Annotated in this window: 18 protein-coding genes; 11 read left to right on the top strand and 7 right to left on the bottom strand. The window is 54.5% G+C overall.

Features of this window, described 5'->3' with window-relative positions; all coding sequences use genetic code 11:
* Positions 1 to 54 precede the first annotated feature (54 nt).
* Positions 55 to 282, bottom strand: a complete 228-nt coding sequence (locus tag PYL13_RS19835; RefSeq protein WP_250985102.1) for a hypothetical protein — start codon at positions 280 to 282, stop codon at positions 55 to 57.
* Positions 283 to 712: 430 nt separating this feature from the next.
* Between PYL13_RS19835 and PYL13_RS19840 the strand changes: the two genes are divergently transcribed.
* Positions 713 to 1444 carry a prolyl oligopeptidase family serine peptidase gene (locus PYL13_RS19840; protein ID WP_275642070.1) on the top strand — a complete coding sequence of 244 codons (732 nt, stop codon included), beginning with the start codon at positions 713 to 715 and terminating at the stop codon, positions 1442 to 1444.
* 232 nt (positions 1445 to 1676) lie between these two features.
* On the top strand, positions 1677 to 2558 hold the full coding sequence (locus PYL13_RS19845; protein ID WP_275642071.1) for a DMT family transporter: 882 nt from the start codon (positions 1677 to 1679) through the stop codon (positions 2556 to 2558).
* A 67-nt stretch (positions 2559 to 2625) separates the two neighbouring features.
* On the opposite strand, the gene PYL13_RS19850 is transcribed toward PYL13_RS19845, so the two are convergent.
* Together PYL13_RS19850 and PYL13_RS19855 are read right to left on the bottom strand one after the other, a co-directional pair.
* Positions 2626 to 3630, bottom strand: a complete 1005-nt coding sequence (locus PYL13_RS19850; protein ID WP_192488926.1) for an inorganic phosphate transporter — start codon at positions 3628 to 3630, stop codon at positions 2626 to 2628.
* Positions 3630 to 4274, bottom strand: coding sequence for a DUF47 domain-containing protein (locus PYL13_RS19855; protein ID WP_192488927.1), 645 nt, complete (start codon positions 4272 to 4274; stop codon positions 3630 to 3632). The genes PYL13_RS19850 and PYL13_RS19855 overlap by 1 nt, the downstream gene beginning before the upstream one ends.
* 108 nt (positions 4275 to 4382) lie before the next feature.
* Between PYL13_RS19855 and PYL13_RS19860 the strand changes: the two genes are divergently transcribed.
* Entirely contained in the window at positions 4383 to 4898 is a 516-nt protein-coding gene (locus tag PYL13_RS19860; protein ID WP_192488928.1) for an NUDIX hydrolase, read from the top strand.
* Between the two features lie 186 nt (positions 4899 to 5084).
* Positions 5085 to 7349, top strand: a complete 2265-nt coding sequence (locus PYL13_RS19865; RefSeq protein WP_275642072.1) for a methyl-accepting chemotaxis protein — start codon at positions 5085 to 5087, stop codon at positions 7347 to 7349.
* 109 nt (positions 7350 to 7458) lie between these two features.
* On the opposite strand, the gene PYL13_RS19870 is transcribed toward PYL13_RS19865, so the two are convergent.
* Positions 7459 to 8355 (bottom strand): DMT family transporter, encoded by an 897-nt coding sequence (locus tag PYL13_RS19870; RefSeq protein ID WP_250985098.1) that lies wholly within the window; start codon positions 8353 to 8355, stop codon positions 7459 to 7461.
* A 371-nt stretch (positions 8356 to 8726) separates the two neighbouring features.
* On the opposite strand from PYL13_RS19870, the gene PYL13_RS19875 reads away from it, so the two are divergent.
* The 6 genes from PYL13_RS19875 to PYL13_RS19900 are packed head-to-tail and all read left to right on the top strand — an operon-like array spanning position 8727 to position 15351.
* A complete protein-coding gene (locus PYL13_RS19875; protein WP_275642073.1) occupies positions 8727 to 10400 on the top strand; it encodes a putative bifunctional diguanylate cyclase/phosphodiesterase in 1674 nt (557 codons plus the stop codon).
* A 41-nt stretch (positions 10401 to 10441) separates the two neighbouring features.
* On the top strand, positions 10442 to 10915 hold the full coding sequence (locus PYL13_RS19880; protein WP_275642074.1) for a hypothetical protein: 474 nt from the start codon (positions 10442 to 10444) through the stop codon (positions 10913 to 10915).
* Positions 10915 to 12087 carry a class I SAM-dependent methyltransferase gene (locus tag PYL13_RS19885; RefSeq protein WP_275642075.1) on the top strand — a complete coding sequence of 391 codons (1173 nt, stop codon included), beginning with the start codon at positions 10915 to 10917 and terminating at the stop codon, positions 12085 to 12087. Before PYL13_RS19880 ends, PYL13_RS19885 begins: the two co-directional genes overlap by 1 nt.
* Complete coding sequence (locus PYL13_RS19890) at positions 12087 to 14441, top strand: SpoIIE family protein phosphatase (protein WP_275642076.1); 2355 nt, start codon at positions 12087 to 12089, stop codon at positions 14439 to 14441. The genes PYL13_RS19885 and PYL13_RS19890 overlap by 1 nt, the downstream gene beginning before the upstream one ends.
* Positions 14442 to 14444: 3 nt before the next feature.
* A complete protein-coding gene (locus PYL13_RS19895; protein WP_275642077.1) occupies positions 14445 to 15005 on the top strand; it encodes a slr1658 superfamily regulator in 561 nt (186 codons plus the stop codon).
* Between the two features lie 7 nt (positions 15006 to 15012).
* Positions 15013 to 15351 carry a slr1659 superfamily regulator gene (locus PYL13_RS19900; protein ID WP_259147327.1) on the top strand — a complete coding sequence of 113 codons (339 nt, stop codon included), beginning with the start codon at positions 15013 to 15015 and terminating at the stop codon, positions 15349 to 15351.
* 8 nt (positions 15352 to 15359) lie between these two features.
* Here PYL13_RS19900 and PYL13_RS19905 read toward each other — a convergent pair whose 3' ends face one another.
* The 3 genes from PYL13_RS19905 to PYL13_RS19915 are packed head-to-tail and all read right to left on the bottom strand — an operon-like array spanning position 15360 to position 18413.
* Positions 15360 to 16343, bottom strand: a complete 984-nt coding sequence (locus PYL13_RS19905) for an ABC transporter substrate-binding protein (RefSeq protein ID WP_275642078.1) — start codon at positions 16341 to 16343, stop codon at positions 15360 to 15362.
* The gene (locus tag PYL13_RS19910; protein WP_275642079.1) at positions 16336 to 17733 is read right to left on the bottom strand and encodes a sensor histidine kinase; all 1398 of its coding nucleotides are present in this window, start codon (positions 17731 to 17733) and stop codon (positions 16336 to 16338) included. Before PYL13_RS19910 ends, PYL13_RS19905 begins: the two co-directional genes overlap by 8 nt.
* On the bottom strand, positions 17733 to 18413 hold the full coding sequence (locus tag PYL13_RS19915; RefSeq protein WP_275642080.1) for a response regulator transcription factor: 681 nt from the start codon (positions 18411 to 18413) through the stop codon (positions 17733 to 17735). The genes PYL13_RS19910 and PYL13_RS19915 overlap by 1 nt, the downstream gene beginning before the upstream one ends.
* Before the next feature lie 97 nt (positions 18414 to 18510).
* On the opposite strand from PYL13_RS19915, the gene phnD reads away from it, so the two are divergent.
* Positions 18511 to 19473 (top strand): phosphate/phosphite/phosphonate ABC transporter substrate-binding protein, encoded by a 963-nt coding sequence (gene phnD / locus PYL13_RS19920; protein WP_275642081.1) that lies wholly within the window; start codon positions 18511 to 18513, stop codon positions 19471 to 19473.
* Positions 19474 to 19506 lie beyond the last annotated feature (33 nt).

The following is a 19506-nucleotide window of genomic DNA, read 5'->3' on the forward strand; positions in this document are numbered from 1 at the left end:
GACTTGCGACACAACGTTTTACTCAGGACGGAAAAACCGCCTGAAATAGATGCTTTAGTGGCGGGCTGTCATATCATTGAGAGCCTTATGGCGGGCCATGGCATCCTGCAGATCTGGCACAGTTCTGTGGCCTTCCCGGAAAAGATTGATGCAAATCTCAGCTGCAATGCTGACATCCGGATCATCTTTTTTTAGCGCGTGATGGCTGCGCCACTCATGTAAAGCAGTATCAATAATTTTTAGTTCAATAGGTCCAAAGGTGGTTTCAAAAAAAGATGGCATTACGAATGTGACCTCCACGACGGAAAGCGATGTGGGAGTCAGGTTTGATAATTCAAGACAGCCGATGGCAAATGTATTCGCTCAAGTCCCAGCCAAATTATCAATAATGTCGGGAATAGTTGCGGCACGCCTGACAGTCGCTATCCGGTCAAAACGCCGGGGAAGTCCATGTCGAGAGCGTGCCGCGCGATGTGTAAAAGAAAACGGCTGAAGCCTTATCAGGTTCCCAAATTGGCGCCTTGGACGCAAAATAGTGAAGAGTGGGCAACAACGATAATATGTGTTTCGCGCCCTTATCTGCAACTTCGCTACGCTTTGAGACGTTGGTGCCTCAAACTGTCATCACCCTTCATTGGCCATGAAACTTGCTTTGTCAGACGTGGGGCATGACCATGACGAACCCCGAAACCGTTAAAGAGGAGATACACGGATGAAAAAGGGCTTTTTGTCTGCTGTTTTGTGCGCAGCACTGACAGCAAGCACGTTCGGAGCAGCACTGGCCGATCAGGTTGCCATGACATCAACGGCAACTGTCAAGAATGACCTCAATTATCTGATTTACACGCCGGAGGGTTATGAAACCTCAAGCGAAACATATCCTCTCGTTGTCTGGCTTCACGGCGGCGACCAAGGCGGCAGCGATATTGAAAAAGTCAAATCGAGCGGGCTTCCGAAGCTGATCGCAGATGGCAAGCAGTTTCCGTTTCTGGTTTTTTCACCTCAAAACCCGAGTGAGGAGCTGCTTTACCCTATCGAGAAAGTAAAATCAGCGCTTGATGAAGTTATTGCAAAACACCGTGTCGATCCATCCCGTATCTATGTTGTAGGGTATAGCCGTGGCGGCTTTGGAGCCTGGGCCTTGGCTGAGCAATATCCTGAAACCTTTGCTGCGTTTGCGCCGATAGCGGGCGGCGGCAATCGCCACTACCTCAACAGAACCAACGAAAAAGCGACATTCTGGGTCTTTCATGGCGCCAATGACGACGTGATCCCTTTGTCGGATTCCGTCATCCTGTATGAACGTCTCAAGACTTTGAAACGGGACGCCAAACTGACGGTGTTTGAAGGTGTCGATCACTCAGGCGTTGAGCTGGCTGCCCTGAACGATCCCGAACTATGGGACTGGCTTTTGAAACAACGGCTGCAAACCACCCCACAATAACCACTTTAAGCGCCCGGATCAGCCGTTGGTTGTCCGGGCGTTTCTGTGTCTGAATTGACGCCTGAAATCTGCACAAAATCAGCCTGCGTACCAACGGTATAGTATCAGGCAAAACCAAAACTCCTCTTCTTGCAGGGTGCCAACATTTGCCATCATAATTTTCAAGCAATGTCTTGTTTTCGGGTATAGAAGATATGCTTTCCACCACGAGAACAGGCTCAAGGCAGCAGAAATGAACAGTAAAGCATCGGGCTACGTCTACGTATTGCTCGCCGTTACGATATTCGCCGGTCAGGATGCTTTTTCGAAGCTGCTTGGAGAAAAATACCCGCCAATCATGGTGACCATGATCCGGTTCTGGGCATTCGCCGTTTTTGTGACAATTCTGGCGGCCGCTGCACCTGGTGGCCTGCGGGCATCGCTCACCACCAAACGGCCGTTTCTGCAGATCATTCGTGGTTTGCTGCTGGTTAGCGAAGTGGTTGTGGTTGTTATTGCCTTTACGACTGCAGGCCTCGCCATGAGCCAGGCAATCATGCAGTCCACTCCCCTCATCGTCACGGTTCTATCCATTCCGCTGCTTGGTGAGCAGGTTGGCTGGAAAAGAGGTTTGGCCGTTCTTGTCGGTCTGATCGGAGTTCTCGTTATCCTCAACCCTGTGAATGTCGATTTCGACGTTCGACTGCTTATTCCGCTCGGCGCCAGCCTGATGTACGCACTCTACAACGTCGCAACCCGTGCCGTCGGGCATCACGACAGCGCCACCACGAGCGTTTTTTATGCGGGCGTTGTGGGCGCGATCGCGGCCTCCATCATTGGTCCCTTCTACTGGACACCCATTGCGCCAAGCGACTGGCTGCCGATGGCCGCTCTCTGCATCTGCGGTGCGATAAGCCACTATTTCCTGATCAAGGCGTATTCACTGCTGACGGCGGTCGAGGTGCAGCCGCTGACTTATTTCCAGCTGGTGCTCAGCGTCGCAGTTGCAACCCTATTCTTTGGTGAAACCATCACATTGAACATGGTAATCGGCGCATTGATTGTGGTGGGCGCCGGCCTGTTCACGGTCTGGCGAGAATATCGCCGCTCCAAGGTCATCACGGAGATCATCTGAACCATCAGGTCAGATGAGCCGCTGACAAGAGGAAACTCCGGCTAACAATCAAGCCGGAGCCGTTATTTTATCCAAACAGCGAAACCAGCTTGAAGGTCGCGTAGGAAATCAGCGCCGCGGCCGGCATGGTAACAATCCAAGCAATGACGATATTGCCCGCCAATCCCCAGCGCACCGCCGACATACGACGGGCTGCACCAACACCGATAATCGCACCTGTGATCGTGTGAGTGGTCGAAACTGGAATGCCAAGCCACGTCGCTGCAAACAGTGTCAATGCGCCGCCGGTTTCGGCGCAGAAACCCTGCATTGGGTTAAGACGAGTGATCTTCGATCCCATAGTGTGAACGATGCGCCAGCCACCAAACAATGTGCCGAGCGCCATCGCCGACTGGCAGGTAATCACGACCCAAAATGGAACGTAAAACTCAGAGCCGAGATAACCTTGGCTGAACAATAGGACCGCGATGATACCCATGGTCTTTTGAGCATCGTTACCGCCATGACCAAGTGAATAAAGCGATGCCGAAATGAACTGCATGATGCGGAACGTACGATCAACCGCAAAGGGCGTCTGGCGCACGAAGATCCAGGAGACAGCCAGCACCAGAACCAGCGCGAGAAAGAAGCCGATTGCCGGTGACATAAAAATCGCGCCAGCGGTTTTCAGGAAGCCGCTCCAGACGATTGAGGAAACGCCGACCTTGGCAATGCCAGCACCGATCAAGCCACCGACCAGAGCGTGCGACGAGCTGGATGGAATGCCAAAAATCCAGGTAATGATGTTCCAGACGATCGCCCCGATCAATGCGGCGAAGATCACCGCAGGCGACACGATACCGGGGTCGATGATACCGGTTCCAAGTGTTTCAGCCACATGCAGGCCAAAGAACAGAAAGGCAATGAAGTTGAAAAATGCAGCCCAGGCTACCGCATATTGCGGGCGCAAAACGCGCGTCGAGACGATCGTTGCGATCGAATTGGCCGCGTCATGCAGCCCGTTGAGAAAGTCGAAAAACAGCGCGATGCCGATCAGGGCCGCCAAAAGCGGAAAAGCGAGTGTCGCGTCCATCAGACGTTCTCAATCACAATGCCGCTGACTTCATTGGCGACATCTTCGAACCTGTCGACAACCTTTTCCAGTTCGCCATAGATTTCGCTGCCAATCATGTAGGCCATCGCGTTGCCAGTCGCGCCGTGGCGCAGGAACAGGTCTTTCAGACCCTGATCGTGCAGGTCATCCGAACGACCTTCGACACGGGTAACGTCCTCGGCAATTGCGCTGAGTCGCTGGGCATTGGCGCCAACCTTGTCGAGAAGTGGAATGGCCGCTGCGACAAGATGTGCAGCCCGCACAATCTCTTCACCCATCTGGCGCATCAGCGGATCGAAGCTTCTCTGCTCAAACAGGCGGATGGTCTTTACCGTTTTGTGCATCATGTCGATCGCGTCATCCATCGACTGGATGAGATCCTTAATGTCACCACGGTCAAAGGGTGTGATGAAGCTGCGACGAACCGCAAGGAGAACGTCACGGGTGATATTGTCGGCGCGATCTTCAAGCTCAACGATACGTTCGCAATTAGCTTCAAGGTCTATGCCATTCAGAAGATTCCGCAAGGCTTCTGCAGCCTCCACGACCGTTCGCGCATGTTCATTGAACATATCGAAGAACTTGTCTTCGCGCGGCATCATTTTCCGGAAGATACTCATCATGACTTCTATTCCTTGCCTTCAGGCTGATCGCTGTTGCGCTGTCATAAAACTGTCATAAATGCAACTGGACGATTGAAGCTTGGCTAAAAATCAGCGATTTATCTTTGGATGAAAGCCCCAAAACCGGACCGTAAGAGGTCGCCTCCCAAATCAAGCAGTTTGCTGCAACAATTAGCATCGATGCCGGACAAGCTGTTCACTGGCGGGTTTCGAACGCAATATGGCGCGTTGTGTTTTCGGCGGTTAGCCGAGCAAGATGACATTCAGATCCTGCTGGTCACAACGAGAGGCACGGGGCGATGGGTCATTCCCAAGGGCTGGCCGATGAAAAAGAAAAAGCCCTATCAGGCTGCAGAAATCGAGGCCTGGGAAGAAGCGGGCATTCGTGGCCGTGCCAGAAAGAAACCGGTTGGTCGATACACATACCTCAAATGGCTGGATGACGGCGATGTCGCACCCTGCGTGGTTGAGGTTTTTCAAGTCGAGGCCACCGATGCCGTCGCCGACTTCAAGGAACGAGGGCAGCGCGAGGTCGCATGGTTTTCTCCCGACGAAGCCGCGCGCCGTGTTCGTGAAGTAGAGCTCAAGTCGCTGCTGGTCGAATTTCGGCCAAAAGGAAAGTAACAGTGAAAGTGCAGGCAGACGCGGCTGAAATCGAAACTTAGCTGACGAAGCAAAACACCCCCACACCTCCCCGAAATGCCAAGCGGCATCGAAAATAAATAGTAATAAATCATCACGATTTTTATTAAAAATTGAAGCTTTAGGCACATAGTCCCGAGGAGAGATATTTCGCGGAGGGGGACCGAAATGAATGCGAAAGCCGTAACAAAACCACTTTGGATCAAAATCACGGGCTACGGCTTTGCCGCTGTGCTTTTTGCCAGTGCTGCCATCGGTGGACTGGCCTGGTATCGTCAGGCGGATATGAATGACAAGGCGCTTGATAGCAAGGCAGCAAGTGATCTTCAGGTTATCCAGACCGATATGGCAGCCATTCAACGCTCTGCTTCGGCGATGGCTTTGGCCTTTGCGGGTGAACCTGATATTGCAGGCCTGGTTCAGGCAAATGACCGCCAGCAACTTCTGGACAAATTTTCCAAGAACATCAAAGAAATCGCACAGGTCGGCGGGTTGCAGAACTTTACCGTTGCCGACGCCAAGGGTAACGTCATTGCGCGTGCCCACGCGCCTGAAAAATTCGGTGACAACTATCTGAACCGCCGCAAGACGGTCGCCTCGACAATCTCGACCGGCAAGGTTTCCGCCGGTATCGAGCCCGGTCGTACCGGCATTGGCATTTATGCCGTTGCACCCGTTCTAGTGGACGGCAAGGTTGTCGGTGTCGTCGATATCGGAACCGAACTTTCCAACGCCTATTTCACACCGCTTGCCCAAAGACTGGGCGCAGAGATCGCCGTCAACGTCATGTCCGAAGGCAAGCTGGTCAACCAGTCATCGACCGAAGACGGTAAGACACTTCTGCCTATGGAAACGGTGCAGGCTGCTTTTGATGGTAAAGCCATCTTCGAACCGTTGGTGCTCGACGGTCGCGACATACTGGTCAAGGCAGTACCATTCAATTCCTTCTCTGGGGAAAAGATCGGCGTCTTTGAAATTGGCACCGATGCAACGGATATGCTGGCGCAGGCCCGCACCGCATTGTGGACCATGATCGGAGTGACCATTTTGACGTCGCTGCTTGCGCTTGCGGCGTTCTTTATGTTTGCAAAATCACTTGGTGATGCAATCGGTCGCCTGACTGGGACCATGTCACGTCTTGCGGCTGGCGATCTCTCGGTTACCATCGAAGGCGAAGGCCGCTCTGACGAGACCGGTGCCATGGCGCGCGCTGTTCAGGTCTTCAAGGACAATGCCCTCAAGACACAGGAACTTGAACGTCAGGCCGACGAGCAGCGCAATCTGACCGAAGAGCAGCGCCGCAAAAATGGCGAGGAAGAGCGTCAACGCGCCGAGGCCATGGCTGAAGCCACCAACGGCCTTGCTGCCGGTCTTAAACATCTGTCATCCGGCGACCTGACCTATCAGCTTGATCGTCCGTTTGCGGCAGACTTCGAAAACCTGCGTGCAGACTTCAACGCAACGGCCGAACAGCTGCGCAACACGCTTCAATCTGTTGCGCACTCGACCAGCTCTATCGATAGCGGCTCGCGCGAAATCAGCCAGAGTGCCGACGACCTGTCGAAGCGGACTGAACAGCAGGCGGCATCACTGGAAGAGACCGCAGCGGCGCTCGACCAAATCACGGTCAATGTCACCAACTCTTCCAAACGCGCCGAAGAGGCTCGTACGGTCGCGATCCAGGCAAACGAGAGCGCACGCCTTTCCGGGGCCGTTGTTGCCAACGCCGTACAGGCGATGGGACGGATCGAGGAGTCCTCCGGCCAGATTTCCAGTATCATCGGTGTGATCGATGAAATTGCCTTCCAGACCAACCTTCTCGCCCTGAATGCCGGCGTTGAAGCCGCTCGAGCAGGCGAGGCTGGCAAGGGCTTTGCGGTCGTTGCACAGGAAGTGCGGGAACTGGCCCAGCGCTCAGCGCAGGCTGCCAAGGAAATCAAGGAACTGATCAGCAAGTCGTCTGTCGAAGTTGGCAGCGGTGTCAAACTGGTCAGTGAGACCGGAGAAGCCCTTCGCACCATTGAATCCTACATCGTCACCATCAATCAGCATATGGATTCGATTGCGACATCGTCGCGCGAACAGTCTGTTGGACTGGCGGAAGTCAACACAGCCGTCAACCAAATGGACCAGGTAACGCAGCAGAACGCAGCAATGGTGGAAGAAGCCAATGCCGCCGGTGCTACGCTTGCCACCGAAGCCGGTCGTCTTCGCGAATTGATCAGCCAGTTCCAGCTTGGACATGGTGGCGTTGGTGGCGCAACGAACCAGACCGCAGCCCTTCGCAAGACGGCAGGCGTGATGGCTGCCTCGCCGCGTTCAACCCCTGCCCCGTCGCCTGCGCGTGGTATGGTTGGCAAGATTGCCCAGGCCTTCAGTGGTCGTTCTGGTGCGGCAACGGCGGCAGCGACCGACAGTTGGGAAGAGTTCTGATCTGAAGGTTTAAAACGTTGAACAAGCAAAGGCGGGAATGGAGATCATTCCCGCCTTATTCATATCCGGACACCACGGGTATGCTGATCGCGAGATACGGGCTCCGCAATTAGACAGCAGCGCGACCTTCTGCCAGACGAATGGACCGCCGCTCCCATGCGACAAGAACAAGGCTTGAGGCAACGATTACAAAGGCACCGACAAAAACATTGGTCGCGGGGATTTCGGCCCAGATCAGATAGCCGTACACGAAAGCCCAGATGAGACCGGTATACTCCACCGGCGCCAAGGCAGACGCCGGCGCATGGCGGAACCCTTCGTAAAGCAGGTATTGACCTATTGTCGCGACAAGACCCAGACCGATCATCAAGGACCAACCGAGCATGTCAGGCGTTTTCCAGATCCACGGAAATGTCACGGCGCAAGCAAGACCGAACAGCAGGCTTGTCGCCCACATCTGGGTGAGCGTCGTTTCCGTCTTGCTGACAAGGCGAATGAGAATGGTGCTGCAAGCCCAGAAAAAACCAGCAAGGATACACATCAGCGCCGGAATGACGTGGGGTGAATGGGTCGGATTTGCCGCGATCACCATGCCGGCAAACCCGCCAAAACAGGCAATCCAGCGACCAATACCTACCTTTTCCTTCAAGATCGGGATCGACAGGAACACAACCATGATTGGCGCGGAAAAATAGAGCGTCGTCAGCTCCGCCAGCCCCATGACCTTGGCGGAATTATAAAAAAGCAACCAGGCAAACAACATCAAAGCCGCGCGAAGCACCAGCGTCCCACGATATTTACTCTTGAATATCGACGGGTGGCGAAATTGCGCTGCAAGCGTGCCGGTGATCAATACGATGACCAGACTTCGCATGAACAGGATTTGCGGCACTTCATAGGTATCCACCAGCCATTTAACCAGCGCGTCCTGTAAGGCAAAACAGGCGTAGCCGCCAGATGCAAGGGCAATTCCAAGAAGAGTTCTGCTGTCGGGAGCTGCGGTCATTATCTCAATGCTTTTACGATCGTGACGCTATCCGCCCGATGTTGTGGTACAAGGCGTTAGAGTGTGGCGCGCTTTGTTGCAACTGCAAAAGCAACTTGCAGGAGCCGGTGAGATTTGATTGTGCAAACAACCTTTGTCGTCCTGCGCCTGACACGTCGATTGACGAGACCAAGAATTGCGGCGTTCTAATTTCAAATCGCAAGCACTATCATATGGATATGCAGACACTTTGGCCGAATGGCTTGGAAAAGCAAATCTCTGATGCGACCAACTTTATTGATCGACTTTTAAGTAGTCGACGCTAATATGCCTTAATATTGAGCCAAGAAAAGAGCTTCTAGCAGCCTGTGATGAGGGAGAATCTCTCAGAGATGAGCAAAGCGCAATCGAGTTGGCAACGGTCTTCCGGCGGCACCAGTGATTGTGCTGACAAGTTGACGATCTTCGATCGTCAGTTCAAACTCGTTGATGTCACGGCAACTGTGCAAACCTCCGTTTCGCGTGAAAGCGATTTATCCCTTTGGGAGATCTATCCAGAGTTGGACAGGACGAGCGTCTTGAGCCACTTTGGTGCGACACCGGATCAACCACTGCGTCTCAGCCGTGACCTCGGGGCTGGCGCATTTCGCGAACTTGCAATCCACGCGATCGGTGATTTTTACGGCGTCGTCCAGACCCATCGAACGGCAGATGAAACTGAACGCATGGCCCTGCTCTATCAGGCAACCCATGACCCGCTGACCGGACTGCCGAACCGGCGCCAGTTCGCGCGAGATTTATCGGCGGCACTCACCGCCATTTCGTCTGATGGCAACAGTGTTTCACTGATGCAGCTTGACCTTGATGACTTTAAACCTGTCAACGACACGCTGGGGCATCCCGCTGGCGACAAGCTGCTGCAACTGGCTGCTGACAGGATCAAGGAATGTCTTGTCGGCAAGGAGTCCGCATACCGTTTGGCAGGGGATGAGTTTGCCGTCATCACCTCCGGTCAGGACCAGCGCCAACGCACCAGTGAATTGGGGGATGCCCTGGTTCACGCCTTCAAGCGATCCTTCACAATCGATGGAATTTCGGTATTCGTAGGCCTCAGCGTTGGCATTTCGATTGCGCCGGGTGATGGCAGCGATCCCGAGACACTGATGAAGGCCTCCGATATCGCGCTTTATGCGGCCAAAAAGGAAGGTCGCGGCCGCGCCAGCGCCTTTGATGTCGCGATGCTGCAAATCATCGAACAGCGCGAACTGCTGCGGAGAAGCCTACGTATAGCCTTGGAAAAAGACCAGTTTTCCATTGAGTACCAGCCGATTGCCGAAGGCAACAGGATATTCGGCTTTGAAGCTTTGCTGCGGTGGCAACACCCGCTGTTAGGCGAGATTCCGCCTGCCGTCTTCATTCCGATGGCAGAAACAGACGGCCTGATGAGTGAGATAGGACAATGGGTTCTGGAGAATGCTTGCCGCGAAGCCTTGAACTGGCCTGCCGACTACATCGTTGCCGTGAACCTTTCGCCAGCCGAGTTTCTGGTCAGCGGGTTGACCGACCGGATTTCACAGATACTCGATACCGTGGGCCTTGCTTCCGACCGTCTTGAACTGGAGATTACCGAGGGTGTGCTGCTGGAACGCACCGTCAACAATCTCGACACACTCAATACTCTGAGTGTGCTCGGCATCCGAATTGCGTTGGACGATTTCGGAACACAGTACTCGTCGTTGAGTTACTTGAAGAACTTTCCCTTCGATACGCTGAAAATCGACAAGTATTTTGTGTCCGACCTGGAAACAAATGCCAAAAGCCAGGCCATTGTTCGATCTGTGATAGTGCTCGCTCACGATCTGGGCATGGAGGTTGCGGCGGAAGGCGTTGAAACCACCGAACAGGTTACCTGGCTGCGTGGTCTTGGATGTGACCGTCTGCAGGGTTATGCCATCAGCAAGCCGATGCCACCATCGGCGATAAATAGTTTTATGGCCGGTTCAGTGTCACTGCCGGAGACAGTCCCCCGACGATCGATTACTCCTGACAAATATACCCGTCTGTAAGCAATATCTCGACATCTTACCTGAAGTGTTTGGAGGTGATCATGACCGGACCATATGCCAGTCCCAACCCGGAAACGTTTCAGGACATGGCAGCATTGGCGCTAGACGTCAGCCTTTTCACGTCGGAGTTTCGCCTATGTGACACAATCTCCGAATATCTCGCCGACATTGTTGCCCAGTCGCACGAGGACCCGTCTCGCTACGCCAACTTCAGTTCTATGCTTATCAACGAGATTGTGGAATTGGCTTTTCGTTCTGCGAAACCTGTCGGCAATATTGATTTTAATCTTCTGAGGGGTGACGCATGTGTTCGCGTCTGTGTGGGCTTTACCCCGGACAGAAAGGCCCTGCTGCGCTGGCAAAACCCTGATCGATCAGGGCCGAGAGATGAATATCATCCAGACCACGATCTGCTGGTTCTTGCTGATGCCATCAAGGTCAATGTCCAAGCTGAGACAGATGCCGGCGATCGCGTAATCCTGACTGCAGATTTCATGCTGCAGGAGGGCGCATAATGAGCCCGTTCTCGCCATCATTTTCCGCTGAATTCGACGATATCAACCAGGAAATCGTGCTGAGCGGCAGGATACGTCCTTCGTCCCCTGACGAGATGGCTGGTGTTCTTGATCTGATCAGGCGCAGTCTCAATAGCAGCGGCAATGTCATCTATCTCAACATAAAACGGGTCACACATTTGAACATGACCGCGTTTCGTTGTCTTGAGCAGGTACTAACAGAGGCCTGCAAGACAAATACCCAGCGCAACATCATCGTTGTTGCATCGAGTGTCATTGCGTGGTCCGCACCTCTTTTCCAAACGCTTGCCTCCCGCCAAAATAACCTGTCGGTCGAGATTTACGATTCAGCCTTTTATCCCGGGCAAACCTTCGTCGAGGACGAGAGCTTCATTCCTATTCTCCGAACACAGACCAAAATGACCTGGCGACACGAACGCGAAATTCTGCCGCGGCATGGTATGCGAAATGGGCTGAGCATCGCCGACATATGCTGCGGTATCGGTGACTTCGCGACCTTGATCAAACGTCAATTCGAACCGGCACGTCTGGTTGCGCTGGATCACTCGAAAAGAAGCCTCGACTACGCCAGGCGTGTCGCCGCAGAATTCGGTCTGACCTCAATCGAATACACCTATGGAGATGCCGCACAGATGTTGTTGGCCGACAATCAGTTTGATTTTGTCACCTGCCGCCACTCTCTGCAGATCTTTGACCGGCCGGACATCCTTCTGCGCGAGTTGTTTCGGATTTGCAAACCGGGCGGCCGAGTTTACATCACCAACGAAAAAAACTCCCATTGCCTCGGTGAACCCCATTCGGAATCGATCCGCTGGACCTATGAGCAGGTGGCGAAACTGTTCAGCCATTTCGACATGGATGTGGAAATGGGACCAAAAAGCCGTCGTCTTCTCAACGATGCCGGTTTTGACGACATCAAGGTAGAATCCTTCATGGTAACAAACCTCGATGGGGACCCAAGAGATTTCGCCGATGTAATTGAAGCGTGGGAAGATGTTTATGCCGGACAGATGGCCGTGCGTCGCGGTGATCCTCCCGACTTCATCCGCCGGTTCCGGCAAGGGTTCAAGGATCATGTGCTCGCCGCCCTACACCCCAAGGGATATGCGGGATGGCCAATCTGGGCTGCATCCGGACGGAAACCATACTGATGCCCAAAACCTTGACCACAATCCGCCCTTGGGGCTCATTTCGGGCCAAGTTCATTATTGTCGTCGGCAGCGCTGTTCTCATTGACTTGCTGATCAGTGGTGGGTTGGCTTTATGGAATGTGCAGCGCCTGTCGCGTGACGCAACCGAAGAGGTCGGCCATGGTCTTGAGCAGGCGAGCCAGGACTATATCCGTACCTATGCCAATTCTACAGCGGCCCAGGTCTCGCTGCTTCTCGGTCAAGTCAACAATGATGTCAGTGTCCTTGCCGGCGTGTTGCAGGAACAGATCGACAATCCACAACGGCAGAAAAATATCGGCTCTGCAATTTCCGGAACCTCGCCGGCTAGCGTTCAGCTTACCTACGACCCCGCTGGTCAGTGGGCACAGAATGCGCCGGGTGCACCATCTGTCGTCAGCGCCTGGGGTTACCTGCTAAATGAAGACCGTTCACCGCGAGCTGATGTACAGGACGAGATTCAGACAAGCGCCGTTCTTGATCTCGTAGCACCCAGTCTTCTGAAAAACGGCTCTTCCAAACTTCAAATGTATTTTATCGGTCCAAAGGAACGGCCGATCTTTAGGACCGCACCCTATACCGATCAGGCGCAGACTTTTGACCGGCTTTATCCCGGGCACAACACCGCCAATTTCTGGGACTTCTTTTTCCCCGGCCTCTATGAGTCCTGGCAGGGTTGGGACGCGGAGTTGAGGGCACATACCGGTCCCGATGACATCACCCGAACAGCCCCGTATACCGATGCTATAACTGGCAAACAGATTGTCAGCTTTTTTCATCCGCTATGGAGCACTGACAGGAAAAACGTTGCCGGAACGGCTGGTGCCGACATCACCCTCGATCAGCTTGCCGAGATCGTCGAAAATGTGAAAGTTGCCGAAACCGGCTTTGGATTTTTGTCGATGTCCGATGGCAACGTCATCGCGATCAGCAAGGACGGTGAACAGACGATTGGCCTCCGTTCGGCCAGCGACACCAAGGGAACCGGTGTGACCGGTCTCGAACGCTCACTGAAAGGCAGCTCGCAACCTGCCATAACGGAATTGGCCAACAATCCCGGTGAGGACATAAGGCACCTTACACTGGATCAGGACGGCGAGCCGGTGCCCTATATGGTGATCATGAAAAACCTACCACCCAGCAACCTCTGGGAGCCGGGCCATGTCCGCAAAGATGCTATGTCGCTTGGCATCGTTGTACCTGAGCGGGAAATATATGCTTCCCTTTTCGCGGCTCAATCGAAGATTTCCGACGCGACCAACCGCATCATCATCTATCAGATCCTCGCCATCCTCCTGTCATTGATAATCGTGACATTGGCCGTTCTGGCCGTGTCGAAACGCATTACCGGCGGCGTCAGTGCGCTTGCCAGTGCCGCACGCCGGATCCAGACGCAGGATTACTCGGTGCGTGTGCCGGTCACCAGCCGCGACGAGGTGGGGCAGGCCAGTGAAGCCTTCAATCGAATGGCGCAGCAGATCAGTTATCACACCGAAAATCTCGAACAGCTGGTTGAGGAGCGAACCGCCGAAATCGAAGAGGCAAAAGAAGAGATTTCGGTGCTTAACGCCCAGCTAGAAAAAGAAAATCGGCGCTTAGGCACGGAACTCGCAGTTGCCGAAAGAATCCAGATGATGGTTCTGCCGCTTGCCTCCGAACTCGCCTCATCCAAGGATCTGGAGATCGCTGCCTTTATGAGCGCCGCTGACGAGGTGGGCGGTGACTACTATGACGTTCTGGAAGCGAATGGGCGGTTCAAGATTGGTATCGGTGATGTCACCGGGCACGGCCTTGAAAGCGGTGTCCTGATGCTGATGGTGCAATCTGTTGCCAGAGCGCTGCATGAAGCAGGCACGACCGATCCGGTGAAGTTTTTGGTTGATCTGAACAGCGCACTGTTCAAGAATATCATCAGAACCCGGATCGACAAACATCTGACGCTGGCCTTCCTTGACTATGACGGGCACGACATGCTGATTTCCGGACAGCATGAGGAGGTCATTGTCGTGCGTGCCAATGGTGCGCTGGAACGAATTGAAACCATGGATCTCGGCCTTCCAATTGGGTTGGAGTCCGACATTTCGCCTTTTGTTGGAACGCGCAAGATCAGTCTGGCAAAAGACGATATCATCGTTCTGCACACGGACGGTGTGACCGAAGCGGAAAACGTTAGCGGAGAGCTTTTCGGCATAGACCGTCTTTGCGACGAAGCGGTGAAATTACACCGGCAAAGTGCTGACCGTATCGCCGCCGGCATCATCGCCAAGCTTATGGACTACATCGGTCCACACAAGGTTCACGACGACATCACCCTTCTCGTATTGCGGCACAGGTAAGCTATGTCCAGAAACGTCCTTGGGGTTTACAATCTTACTGAAGCAAGCTTCTCACAAGGGGCCCGCCTGACGCTGGTTGACGGTCCGCTTGAACTTGGTTGGCGGCACTCGGGGCTCACATCCGATTTTATCGCCGAGGCGATGGCACTGCCTTTTTTCGGCTCACGAGCGCTGCACACGAATATTCGTCACAACATTGGATATCTGAGCAATGAACTGATCGAAAACGCAGTAAAATTTAGGCAGCCCGGCAAGATCGTCATCGAAGCCTGTGTTGTCGACGGCACGTTTCTGATGCGGGTTTGCAATAAGATCAATGCCGAAACATCAGGTAAATTTCAGGAAATACTGATAAACATGTTATCAGTTGACCCGGGCGAACTGCTTATCCGGCAAATTGAAGCCAATGCCGTATCCGACACCGGAGGTTCGGGATTGGGCTTGCTAACGCTTTTGGCCGATTATGATGCGCGCATGTCATGGGAGTTTGAGACTTCCAATGACGATCGCGTTAGACTGACAACAACAGCTTCGCTTGCGTTGCCACTGACCTCCAACAGGTGAATAGCAGATGGAAATCAGAGACGAGAATTTTCGGATATGGACCGAAAACGATTGCGTTTATTTTGATGGAGTTTTGCGGCTGGCTGGACCGGATGCCTATGCGCCAATCTACTCTCTTGCCCTGACTGCGCTTCACGAAAATCGCGATCGGGTGATCTTTGATCTGACCGGCCTGGAGTTCCTGAACTCATCCGGCATCAACCTGCTGGCGAAGCTGACGATCGAAGCACGCAAGCAATCGGACACGCAGCTTTTGATCAAGGGGACGTCGCAATATCCCTGGCAATCGAAATCCCTGCCAAACCTCAAAAAACTTTACCCACAGCTTGATTTGCAGCTGGCCTGAAAAAGCAGTCAATTCACAACCATCTGAAACCAGATGTCGAGAAACTTGCTGCGTTTGATCGTATCGCGAAACACCAGAAGTTCAGGCCCAAGCTCGATCCCCTGCAGACTGTCGAACGACGTAAAATCGATGGGATAGCTGAAACCGGCTTCGGCAAGAGCGGGCTTCGCGTCAACCGAGTGAAGCACTTGCAGGGCAGCGCGTGCATCGCGAAGGTTTGTTGCACCCTTTGGCATTAGCACAGTCCACGGCACCGCAAGCACGTAGTCTTGCGGTACGGCAACCGTGACACCCGCTGGCAAGGCACCATTGGCTGATAGGGTAGACAGCGGCACATTGTACAAAACATCAATCTCACCGGCCCGCAACGCCTCCAGCAAATCGTCTGTCGTGTCGTAAATTCGCGCCTTGGCAACGCCGAAAGAGCGCATCAATCGCCAATAGAGCGAAGTGCGGATGGAATCCTGCGAAGCCAGCAGGTAACTTACATCATCTATCCCGATATTGACGATGCCGACACGGCGTGAGAACTGCTCGCTGTTCTGTTCGAGGGCACGTACCAGCTCGATACGGGTTCGCGGCAGTCGATCCGCAAAGGCGTCCTGCCTCAACACCATCACGGCGGGGTCTGACCAGAAACCAAAAACTTCATGACGCCATTTTTCTTCGGCAGCGATGACAGCCGCGCCGTTATCGGCTGCGTAACCCTCATTAGCGACGGAAACGGCAATATCCGGCGAAGAGAACAGAGCAATGTCAAATGGCGGGTTGGCACGTTTTGCTTCGGCAGCAATCTGCGCAGAGGAAAGCCTGACGTAAGATAGCTGCGTTCCCGGCAAGCGGCTCTCGATCACTGCAATCAAAGGCGCAATCCGTTCTTCAGACACGACACCGGCAATGCGGACCGCTCTGTCGTGTGCCTGCACGGTCATTGGCACAAGACTGCCAATCAACAACAGGCAAAACAGCGCGCGACGAACAACGTTAGACATCTTTGTCCTGCCCTCCAGCAATCATTGGCAGCACGACCTCGACGACAAGACCACCACCGACACGGTCCGCAACGGAAATACGTCCGCCGAAGGCCACGACCACATCCTTTGCAATGGCAAGGCCAAGGCCTGACCCTGGCTGTCGCGCACCACCGCGAACAAACCGCTGGAAAATCTTGCCCTTTTCCGCATCCGGTATACCCGGCCCACGGTCCATAACCTTTAAGGTCGCCGAACCATCCACCGCCTCCAATTGCACCGTCGTTGGACCAGCCGCGTGAATGAAGGCGTTTTCGATCACGTTCCGAACCATCTCACGCAACACGACCGGTTCTGCCTCAACCGGGACCGGAGCATCATGCGTCGTGAGCGTGAGGCAGAGCATCTGGCTGGTATAGGCGCTCTCTGCCCGCAGCATTTGCAAGGCATTCCTGATGGCGTCGCCGAAATCGACGATCTCGCGTTCCTGCGTTTCCAATCGGTGCAGTGTTGTTGCTTCGGAAAGCAACATGTTCGCCAGCAGCCCAGCTTCACGCGCATTGTGATGGATACGCGACAGACGGCGACGCGTTTGCGGGTCTTCCGCTTCTTCTAGCCCTACCTCGGCCTGTGCCTGAATGGCGGCCAGTGGCGTTCGCAACTGATGCGCAGCATCCGCAGTGACGCGTTTTACTCCATCCAGAACCGAGCCCAAGCGGTCCATAAACTCATTCAATGCAGACACCAGCGCGGACACTTCCACCGGAACTTCCCGGTCAATCCGGCTCAGATCGGACGGACGCCGTGCCCGCAGATTACTTTCGATAAGACGAAGCGGCGAAAAAGCCGACCGGACCGAAACGAGGATCAGACCACCGGCCAACAGCGCAATGGTGACAGCTGGCAACATGCCGTTGAAGGTCAATTGCCCGGCCAGTTCCCGTCGCGCCTCGCGGGTTTCAGCCACCATCACGCCGATCCAGCCGCCCGTTCCCGTCACCGTGTCAGCGCGGTAACGTTGCACAGAAGCGATACGCACTGCATCGCCGCGATAGACCGCATCATGCAGGTGCAGGGTCTCTTCATTGGCAAGTGGTATGTCGAGGCCGAGAATAGGGGAGCCGGTCACCAGACTGCCGTCGGGCGCTGTGACCCGATAGAACACCCGATTGAGACGCGAGGTCCCGAGGATAGCAAAGGCGGAATAGGGAATATCGACCGTAACGGCGCCTTCCTCGATACCAACAGTATCGGCAATGGCAAGTGCGGAGGCCGTCAACACACGGTCAAACGCCTCGTCTGCTGCACGCCGCGCATAGGTGCGGACCGTCAGGGCAAGCACACTGCCAATCACCACGAACAGACAGACAGTTGTGATAAGCAAACGGCGCTCGATCGACAATCGCGCCATCAGCTTACCGCATCGGTCTTGCTGCGCAGCATGTAACCCGCACCACGATGGGTGACGATCTCGACATCAACGGCTTCAAGCTTTTTACGCACACGCGACACCAGCAGCTCAACGGCATTGGGTGTGCCAACATCATCATGCCCGAACAGTTTCAGATAAAGCTTGTCCTTGCTGACCGTATTGCCAGCTTGTGTGGCGAGCACTTCGAGAAATTCGAATTCGCGACGCCCGAGTTCCAGCGGGCTTCCATCCACGCTGGCGGCCCGCGAATTCAGATCAATCTCCAGCCCGCCAATGCGGATTACCGATTTGGCAAGCCCCTTGTGGCGGCGCGTGACCGCCCTCAACCGCGCCTCAAGTTCACCGAGGTCAAACGGTTTGACAATGTAGTCATCGGCGCCAAGATCAAGCAGGCTGATCTTGTCATCCAGCTGGTTTCTGGCCGTAATCACGAGCACCGGGGTCGGTGAATTCCCGTCGCGCATATGCGCCATGACCTCAAAACCGCTCCGCCCCGGCAAGTTGATATCAAGCACCACAACATCAAATTCGCCATGGATCGCTAACTCCTCGCCAGATATACCGTCTTGCGCCCACGTTACATGGTGTCCAGCCCGCATCAGCTTGGATTCAATCGCTTCGGCAATGTCGACGGAATCTTCTATGAGAAGGATGCGCATGAGGTTGACAGGACTCTGACAGGAAATTCGGTATAGCTGTCATCCTATAGCAAGGGTTTTGTCGACGCGAGACGGTAAAATCCTTCGGGAGGAGAAAATGAATTACCACGGCGCCCTTGCGGCAGGCTGCATGCTGATTGCTTTGATGTTGACCGATAGTGCGGTTGCAAGCGCAGCCCCGTGCGATCAGCGCGCAGCGCTTGATCAGGCCTATTGCGACGCCGATGGTGACCTCGTTGCTGACCTTCCGACCGACCCGTCGAAATTGCGCAATCCCGATACACTTGTCTGGGCCTTCGCACCGATCGAGGATCCCGCCGTTTATGCGCGGTTGTTCCGCCCGTTCACAAAACACCTTTCCACCTGTCTTGACCGGCAAATCGTCTATTACCCTGTGCAATCCGTCTCGGCGGAAATTGCCGCGATGCGGTCTGGCCGCCTGCATTTTGCTGGCTTCTCCACCGGCCCGACAGTTGAGGCCGTCAATATGGCCGGTGCAGTGCCCTTTGCCGCCAAAGGACAAAATGGCGAAGTGCGCGGTTATCATCTCGTCGCTATCGTACGCGCAGATTCCCCTTACCAACACCTTGCCGACCTGAAGGGCAAACGTGTCGCCCATGTCGCTGTCGCCTCCAATTCCGGCAATCTTGCACCCCGCGCACTATTTCCCGCCGAAGGTCTCGTACCGGATACCGACTATCGGCCGATCATGTCCGGCGCTCACGACAAATCGGTAATGGGCGTGCTGTCAGGTGATTATGATATGGCAGCGGTCGCCTCCGACGTCCTGCAGCGCCTGGTGGAACGCGGGGCAATTGATAAGGCGGCCATTCGGGTCATCCATCAAAGCCCGCTGTTTCCAACAGCCGCCTTTACCCATGCTCATGATCTTGATCCCATGCTCGCGGACAAGCTGAAGGCATGTTTCTTTTCATTCCGTTTTCCGCCGGAAATGACTGCCGCCTTCAACGGTGACGAGCAGTTCTTGCCAGTTCGATATGACGAGGCGTGGCGAGCCGTCCGTGCGGTGACCGACGCGGTGGGCACCTTGCCGGACTGACGTCGGAACAACCCCGTTCAAACCCCAGAAAGT

It is taken from the genome of Agrobacterium sp. Azo12, from assembly GCF_029193765.2.
Taxonomy (GTDB): Bacteria; Pseudomonadota; Alphaproteobacteria; order Rhizobiales; family Rhizobiaceae; genus Agrobacterium.

Coding starts and splice junctions, on each gene's coding strand:
- PYL13_RS19835 (WP_250985102.1), bottom strand. CDS start 282: ATGCCATCTTTTTTTGAAACCACCTTTGGACCTATTGAACTAAAAATT.
- PYL13_RS19840 (WP_275642070.1), top strand. CDS start 713: ATGAAAAAGGGCTTTTTGTCTGCTGTTTTGTGCGCAGCACTGACAGCA.
- PYL13_RS19845 (WP_275642071.1), top strand. CDS start 1,677: ATGAACAGTAAAGCATCGGGCTACGTCTACGTATTGCTCGCCGTTACG.
- PYL13_RS19850 (WP_192488926.1), bottom strand. CDS start 3,630: ATGGACGCGACACTCGCTTTTCCGCTTTTGGCGGCCCTGATCGGCATC.
- PYL13_RS19855 (WP_192488927.1), bottom strand. CDS start 4,274: ATGATGAGTATCTTCCGGAAAATGATGCCGCGCGAAGACAAGTTCTTC.
- PYL13_RS19860 (WP_192488928.1), top strand. CDS start 4,383: ATGAAAGCCCCAAAACCGGACCGTAAGAGGTCGCCTCCCAAATCAAGC.
- PYL13_RS19865 (WP_275642072.1), top strand. CDS start 5,085: ATGAATGCGAAAGCCGTAACAAAACCACTTTGGATCAAAATCACGGGC.
- PYL13_RS19870 (WP_250985098.1), bottom strand. CDS start 8,355: ATGACCGCAGCTCCCGACAGCAGAACTCTTCTTGGAATTGCCCTTGCA.
- PYL13_RS19875 (WP_275642073.1), top strand. CDS start 8,727: ATGAGCAAAGCGCAATCGAGTTGGCAACGGTCTTCCGGCGGCACCAGT.
- PYL13_RS19880 (WP_275642074.1), top strand. CDS start 10,442: ATGACCGGACCATATGCCAGTCCCAACCCGGAAACGTTTCAGGACATG.
- PYL13_RS19885 (WP_275642075.1), top strand. CDS start 10,915: ATGAGCCCGTTCTCGCCATCATTTTCCGCTGAATTCGACGATATCAAC.
- PYL13_RS19890 (WP_275642076.1), top strand. CDS start 12,087: ATGCCCAAAACCTTGACCACAATCCGCCCTTGGGGCTCATTTCGGGCC.
- PYL13_RS19895 (WP_275642077.1), top strand. CDS start 14,445: ATGTCCAGAAACGTCCTTGGGGTTTACAATCTTACTGAAGCAAGCTTC.
- PYL13_RS19900 (WP_259147327.1), top strand. CDS start 15,013: ATGGAAATCAGAGACGAGAATTTTCGGATATGGACCGAAAACGATTGC.
- PYL13_RS19905 (WP_275642078.1), bottom strand. CDS start 16,343: ATGTCTAACGTTGTTCGTCGCGCGCTGTTTTGCCTGTTGTTGATTGGC.
- PYL13_RS19910 (WP_275642079.1), bottom strand. CDS start 17,733: ATGGCGCGATTGTCGATCGAGCGCCGTTTGCTTATCACAACTGTCTGT.
- PYL13_RS19915 (WP_275642080.1), bottom strand. CDS start 18,413: ATGCGCATCCTTCTCATAGAAGATTCCGTCGACATTGCCGAAGCGATT.
- phnD (WP_275642081.1), top strand. CDS start 18,511: ATGAATTACCACGGCGCCCTTGCGGCAGGCTGCATGCTGATTGCTTTG.